This is a genomic window from Streptomyces xiaopingdaonensis (genome assembly GCF_000262345.1).
GTDB lineage: Bacteria > Actinomycetota > Actinomycetes > Streptomycetales > Streptomycetaceae > Streptomyces > Streptomyces xiaopingdaonensis.
The window spans coordinates 1-5,741 of the sequence record NZ_AJTQ01000137.1 but is presented as its reverse complement, the minus strand read 5'-3'; the positions used below and the strand labels follow the sequence as shown (position 1 = coordinate 5,741).

General features: G+C 74.2%; 9 protein-coding genes. 3 read left to right on the top strand and 6 right to left on the bottom strand.

Annotated features, from left to right (window positions below):
- Positions 1-821, top strand: an 821-nt coding sequence (locus tag UWG_RS29845; protein ID WP_016907254.1) for an SURF1 family cytochrome oxidase biogenesis protein, incomplete at its 5' end; no start/stop codon positions are given.
- Positions 822-868: 47 nt separating this feature from the next.
- Positions 869-1,630 carry an SDR family oxidoreductase gene (locus UWG_RS0110965; RefSeq protein WP_016907253.1) on the top strand — a complete coding sequence of 254 codons (762 nt, stop codon included), beginning with the start codon at positions 869-871 and terminating at the stop codon, positions 1,628-1,630.
- Between the two features lie 54 nt (positions 1,631-1,684).
- Here UWG_RS0110965 and amaP read toward each other — a convergent pair whose 3' ends face one another.
- From amaP to UWG_RS0110940, 5 genes are all read right to left on the bottom strand, one after another.
- On the bottom strand, positions 1,685-2,311 hold the full coding sequence (gene amaP, locus UWG_RS0110960) for an alkaline shock response membrane anchor protein AmaP (RefSeq protein ID WP_016907252.1): 627 nt from the start codon (positions 2,309-2,311) through the stop codon (positions 1,685-1,687).
- Positions 2,312-2,327: 16 nt separating this feature from the next.
- Positions 2,328-2,969 carry a DUF6286 domain-containing protein gene (locus UWG_RS0110955; RefSeq protein ID WP_016907251.1) on the bottom strand — a complete coding sequence of 214 codons (642 nt, stop codon included), beginning with the start codon at positions 2,967-2,969 and terminating at the stop codon, positions 2,328-2,330.
- Positions 2,966-3,334 (bottom strand): Asp23/Gls24 family envelope stress response protein, encoded by a 369-nt coding sequence (locus UWG_RS0110950; protein ID WP_016907250.1) that lies wholly within the window; start codon positions 3,332-3,334, stop codon positions 2,966-2,968. The genes UWG_RS0110955 and UWG_RS0110950 overlap by 4 nt, the downstream gene beginning before the upstream one ends.
- A gap of 45 nt (positions 3,335-3,379) precedes the next feature.
- Positions 3,380-3,571: a hypothetical protein gene (locus UWG_RS0110945; protein WP_016907249.1), complete on the bottom strand. Its 192-nt coding sequence runs from the start codon at positions 3,569-3,571 to the stop codon at positions 3,380-3,382.
- A gap of 61 nt (positions 3,572-3,632) precedes the next feature.
- Positions 3,633-4,106 carry an Asp23/Gls24 family envelope stress response protein gene (locus UWG_RS0110940; RefSeq protein ID WP_016907248.1) on the bottom strand — a complete coding sequence of 158 codons (474 nt, stop codon included), beginning with the start codon at positions 4,104-4,106 and terminating at the stop codon, positions 3,633-3,635.
- Between the two features lie 198 nt (positions 4,107-4,304).
- Here UWG_RS0110940 and UWG_RS0110935 point away from each other — a divergent pair, with 198 nt between their 5' ends.
- Positions 4,305-5,102 carry a hypothetical protein gene (locus UWG_RS0110935; RefSeq protein WP_016907247.1) on the top strand — a complete coding sequence of 266 codons (798 nt, stop codon included), beginning with the start codon at positions 4,305-4,307 and terminating at the stop codon, positions 5,100-5,102.
- A gap of 6 nt (positions 5,103-5,108) precedes the next feature.
- Here the strand turns inward: UWG_RS0110935 and UWG_RS0110930 are convergent.
- Positions 5,109-5,741: enoyl-CoA hydratase/isomerase family protein (locus UWG_RS0110930; protein WP_016907246.1), on the bottom strand; the 633-nt coding region annotated here is incomplete at its 5' end.

Genomic DNA, 5,741 nt, shown 5'->3' with positions numbered 1-5,741 from the left:
CCCGCCAATGGGTCGCTCTCACCCTTCTCGGGCTCCTGCTGATCCCCGTGATGATCAAACTGGGTTTCTGGCAGTACCACCGCCACGAGGACAGAGTCGCCAGGAACGACCAGGTCGCGGCGGCGCTCGCCGCCCCCGCCGTCCCCGTCGACCGGCTCACAGGCGTCGGTGAAGACCCTGCCGAGCAGGCGAAGTTCCGCACCGTCACCGCCAAGGGCCACTACGACACCGCGCACGAGGTGCTGGTACGCCACCGCACGGGCCCCGACGAGCAGACGATCGGCTACTTCGCCGTCACCCCGCTCGTCCGCGCCGACGGCACCGCCGTCCTCGTCAACCGCGGCTGGTTCGAGGGCGACGGTGACCAGACCAAGCAGCAGGAGGCCCCCGCCCCGCCGTCCGGCGAGGTCGAGGTGACCGGTCGCGTCATGCCCGACGAGACGACCGAGGCGAGCGGCATCCGGGACACCAAGGGCCTGCCCGACGGCCAGGTGATGCTGATCAACAGCGGGCAGCGCGCCGCGGATCTCGAAGGGCCGCTCCTCGGCGGCTACGTGCAGTTGGAGAAGAGCACACCGACGGGAGGCAGCGGCCAGCCCGAGGTGCTCCCCGAACCCGACCACAGCGGGATCGGGCCGCACATGGCGTACGCGATCCAGTGGTGGCTCTTCACCGCCGCCGTCCCCGTCGGCTGGGTGGTGCTCCTGCGGCGCGAGTTGAAGGAGCAGGCGGCCCCCGGCGCCGGGGCGACGGCCGACGCGTCGGCACCACCCGAGGCGGACGGGCCGGCACCGCAACCGGCGCAGGGGAGCGTCCGGTAGCGCAGACCCCGTGACGCGCGCCGTACGCCATGGAGGAGACTGCTTCCATGGATCTTGGACTGAGCAACCGCGTCTACATCGTCACCGGGGGCACCCGCGGCCTCGGTTTCGCCACCGCACGGCAACTCGTCTCCGAGGGCGCCAAGGTGGTCGTCTCCGGGCGGACGGAGCAGGCGGCCGACGACGCGGCCGAGGCGCTCGGCACCGACTCGGCCGTCGGCGTCGCCGCCGACAACGCCGCCGAGGACACCCCCGACCGCCTCATCACCGCGGCCCGCGAGCGGTTCGGCGGCTTCGACGGCATCCTCGTCAGCGTCGGCGGCCCGCAGGCCGGACTCCCCGCCGACCAACTCACCGACGGGCAGTGGCGTTCCGCCTTCGAGACCGTCTTCCTCGGCGCCGTCCGCCTCGCCCGCGCCGCGGTGCAGGAGCTCGGCGAAGGGGGCGTCGTCGCGTTCGTCCTCTCCGGCTCCGTGCGCGAGCCGATCGGCGGCCTCACGCTCTCCAACGGCCTGCGCCCCGGGCTCGCCGGTTTCGCGAAGACCCTCGCCGACGAGGCGGGCCCGCGCGGCATCCGCGTCCTCGGCCTCCTCCCCGGCCGCATCGCTACCGAGCGCATCACCTACCTCGACTCGGTCGGCGGCGACGCCGAAGCGGCACGCTCCCGCCAGGAGTCCACCATCCCGCTCCGCCGCTACGGCACCCCCGAGGAGTTCGGCCGCACCGCGACGTTCGTCCTCTCCCCCGCCGCCTCCTACCTCACCGGCGCGATGCTCCCGGTCGATGGCGGCAGCCTCCACTCGATCTGAGGCACGCGGCCCCGGGGCACGCGCCGGCGCCAGGGCGCGCGCCCGGGGCTCCGTCTAACTCACGCGCTCCGCGCGGTGCTTGGAGCTGCGCAGCCGTACCTCGGCCGGCAGCTCCTCCAGCCCGGCCGAAGTACGCGCACGCGTCAGCGCCCCGGTGCGGAGCCGCACCATCTCGGGACCCGGCTCCGCATGCGCCGCCAGCGTCAGCCCCACGCGCACCCGCGGCCGGCGCCGCTTGCCGAGCAGCACCGCACGGGCCCGGTCGACGCCCGGCAACTCTTCGGCGTCCGCGGCGAGTACACGCTCCAGCGCCCTGCCCCTCAGCAGCGCGGCCGACCTCTCGGCGGCAGGACCCGTCTCCCCCTCTGCGCCCGGCGTCTCGACGAGCACCTCTTTGAGCCGGTGCTGCCGCAGCTGTGCCAGCAGCCACCACAGCGAGAGCACGACGAGGAGCGCGAGCACGGCGAAGACCACGGGCCACCACCACCCCTCTCCCGTCCACCGCGTCCGGTCCTGCTCCGAGAGCACCGCGTCCCCGCCCACGCGCCAGGGCCACCACGAGGGCATCGAGAACCCCCAGCGGTACGGCAGGTCGAAACCACCGACGAGGGCGCCGAGGCCGAGTACGAGCAGCACCAGCCCGATCACCCCGACGACGACCCGGTTCACGATCCGCAGCATGGTTTCCGCCTCCGCCTCATCGCTTCGCCGGGCGCCGGACGTGCACCGAGAGGGACAGCGGCCGGTCGAGCCCGAGCTGCCTGATCCCCTCGTCCAGCGCGGCGTCCACGTCGGCCCGGACGAGGTCCAGGTCGCGGAAGTGCGCCTCCGCCCGTGCCCGCACCTTCCCGCGTCCGACCAGCACGCGCACCGACTGCACCCCGGAGACGTCCATCGCCCGGTCGCGCAGCACCAGTTCGGCCGCGCTCCGCTCCAGCCCCGCGCGCACCTCGGGCGACTCCCTCCGCATCGAGAGCACCGTCCGCAGTCCGGGGGTGAGCGCCATGACGATCAGCACCACTCCGAGCAGCGCCGCGAACGACGCGCCCGCAAGTACGGGGACGCTGTCGACCCGGCTGGACGCCAGTTCCTCGGCGAGCGAGCGCCGCCAGGACATCGCCTGCTGCCGCGCGTGCACGGCGGCGACGTCGTAGAGGAGCAGCCCGGACGCCGCCAGGACCAACAGCGCGAGGACGGCTGCGGGGACGCGTCTCGCCGACCAGAAGCGCCCGCCCCGCCGGGCCGGTGCCTCGGGGTCGTAGACAGCGGAGGAGGCCGACTGCTCCAACCCGCCGGCCGGCGGGTACGCCTTCTCCAACGTGACGTGCTCGTCGCTCATCCGACCCTCCCCGGAGCCTCGCCGTCGAGCTCGGCGGAGCGCAACCGCTCCACCTCGACGGAGACATCCGGCACGTCCATGCCGACAAGTTCCCTTACCCGCTTGGCGACTTGGCGACGCACCGCCCCGCACTGGGCCCCGATGTCGGACGGGTAACCGAGCTCCAGCACGACGCGCACCCGCGCCGACCACTCGCGCACCGTCACGTCGGCACCCGGCAGCCGCGCCGGCGGGTCCTGCTTCGTACGTGCACGCCCCTGCGGCCGCAGCGCCTCGCGTGCGGCCTGCGACGCGACCTTCGCGACGACGCGGTCGGAGATCTTCAGCGATCCCCGCTCCGCGCTCGGCACCTCACCCGGGTCCACGGCACCACCCCTCCTTTCCTGCCCCGCACATCCCGGCGCCGTACGTCACCTGCGTCGCCCGCCCTCGCGCGTCGAACGGAAGAACTCGCCCGGCTCCAGGTCGCCGTCGGCGAACCTGCCGGCGACGAATCCGATGGCGCCGAGTGCCGCAACGAGCAGGAAAGCGCCGAAGCCGCCGAAGTATCCGGCGAATCCCAGCGCCATACCGGCGAGCAAGCCGATAGCAGCCATGTTCATGGTGTGCGCTCCTTCGCTGAAGTCGCCGGGCGGCGCACGTCGCGCGGCCCAGAGGCCACGGTCACTGAAGCCGCGGCCGGTCCTCGTCCTCGTCCTCCTCGTCGGGGAGCTTCACGTCGCTCACCGCGATGTTCACCTCCACGACCTCCAGGCCGCTCATGCGCTCCACCGCCGAGACGACGTTCTCCCGCACGGCGCGCGCGACGTCCGGGACGGAGACGCCGTACTCGGCGACGATCTCCACGTCGAGCGCCGTCTGCACCTCGCCGACCTCCGCCTTGACGCCGCGCGAAACCGACTTCCCGCCCGGGACCCGGTCCTTGACGGCGCCGAAGGTGCGCGCCAGGCCGCTGCCCATCGCGTGGACACCGGTGATGTCACGGGCCGCAAGCCCCGCGATCTTCTCGACGACGCTGTCGGCGATCGTCGTCCGGCCGCGCGCCGCCGGGTCTCCCCCGCCGCGGCGGGCGTACGTCCACTCGCCACCGCCTTCGCCCCGCTGTCGCTCGCCGGCCGCCGGTTCGCCTTCGGACATGCCTGGGCCCCTTTCCGGAAATGTGGAGGACGTGCCTCGACCCGCGCCTCGCCGTTCCGGTGCCACACTAAGCGTGCTCCGGCAGGCACGGCTCGCACATGCGCGGCCGAAAGGGTGGCGCTGCCCGCCGGGCGGCCCCGGTGGGGCACTGTGGTGGCGACGCGGGGCCCGTCCGCGCCGCGGAGAGGAGTGAGCCGGATGCCCGTCGACACCCTGGCCGAGGCGGTGCGCCAGCAGCTGAGCCTCGGCAGGCTGCTGCCCCTCGGCGACGCGGCGGACGCCGCTTGGATCACCGAAAGCGCCGCCGTCGCAGTGCTGTTGAGGGCCGTGGAGGACCTGCGAGGGGTGCGCACCGAGGAGCTGCGCCTCTCCCAGGACCCGGACGACGCCGGCGAACCGGCCGTGGAGCCCCCGCCGAGCGCGCTCCCTCCCGGACCGCTCCGCCTCACCGCGACGCTCTCGGCCTCGGGCGCCGAGCCGTTCCCCGCAGCGGCCGAGCGGCTGCGCACCGCCCTCCTCGCCGCCGCCGACGAGCGGCTCGGGCTCCGCGTACACGCGGCCGACCTCGAGGTGGTCGGGATGCTCGACGCCGAAGAGGACGCCGGCGGGGAGAGGAGAGCGCCCGACGGGCCGACCTCCGCGCGCACCGCGGAAGTCCACGGTCCCGGCGCCTCCCCCGACTCCGGCGACGACGACGGCGGGCGGCAGGGCCTCGCCGCGGCCGTGACCGCCGCCGTCCGCGCGGTACCCGGGGTCGCCGACACCTCGTCGCGTCTCGGCTCGGCCCTGCGCCGGCTCGGGCTCCGCGACGAGGAGGTCACCGTGGAGCCGGGCCCGGACGGCCAAGGGGGCCACCTGCTCGTGCAGTTGGCCACGAGGCCGGGCCACGGCCCGCTGGACACCGCACGCGCCGCGCGCACGGCCGCGCTCGACGCCGCTGCGGCACGGGGGGCTTCGGCGACGGCTGCGGTACTCGTCACCGACATCGGCGCGTAGGGCGGTTCAGTCGGCGACGGCGAAGACGTCCCGCAACCGCCGTCCCTGCGCGGCCCGTTCTGCGGCGCGCTGCTCGTCGAGCGAGCGCCCGGCGGCGCCGGCGAGAAGCGCCTTCGTCTCGACGACGGCGTCGCGGGGCGGAGCGAGGAGCGCGGCGGCGAGGTCGGCGACGGCCCCGTCGAGTTGGTCCGCGGGGACGACGAGGTTGGCGAGGCCGCAGCGTTCGGCCTCCTCCGCGCGTACGTACCTGCCCGTCGCGCAGATCTCCAGCGCACGCGCGTAGCCGACGAGGGAGACGAGCGGCCCGGTGCCTGTGAGGTCGGGGACGAGGCCGAGGCTCGTCTCGCGCATGGCGAACTGGACGTCGTCCGCGCACACGCGCAGATCGCAGGCGAGCGCCAACTGGAAGCCCGCACCGATGGCATGGCCCTGCACGGCCGCGACCGTGATCAGGTCGTTCCGCCGCCACCAGGTGAACGCCTCCTGGTACTCGGCGATGGCCTCGTCGAGCTGTTCCTCAGTGCCTTGGGCCATGCTCCGGAACGACTGCTCGCCCTCGAACCCCTCGGGCTCGAACGCCTGCCGATCGAGCCCGGCGGAGAAGGACCTGCCCTCGCCGCGGAGGACGACGACGCGTAC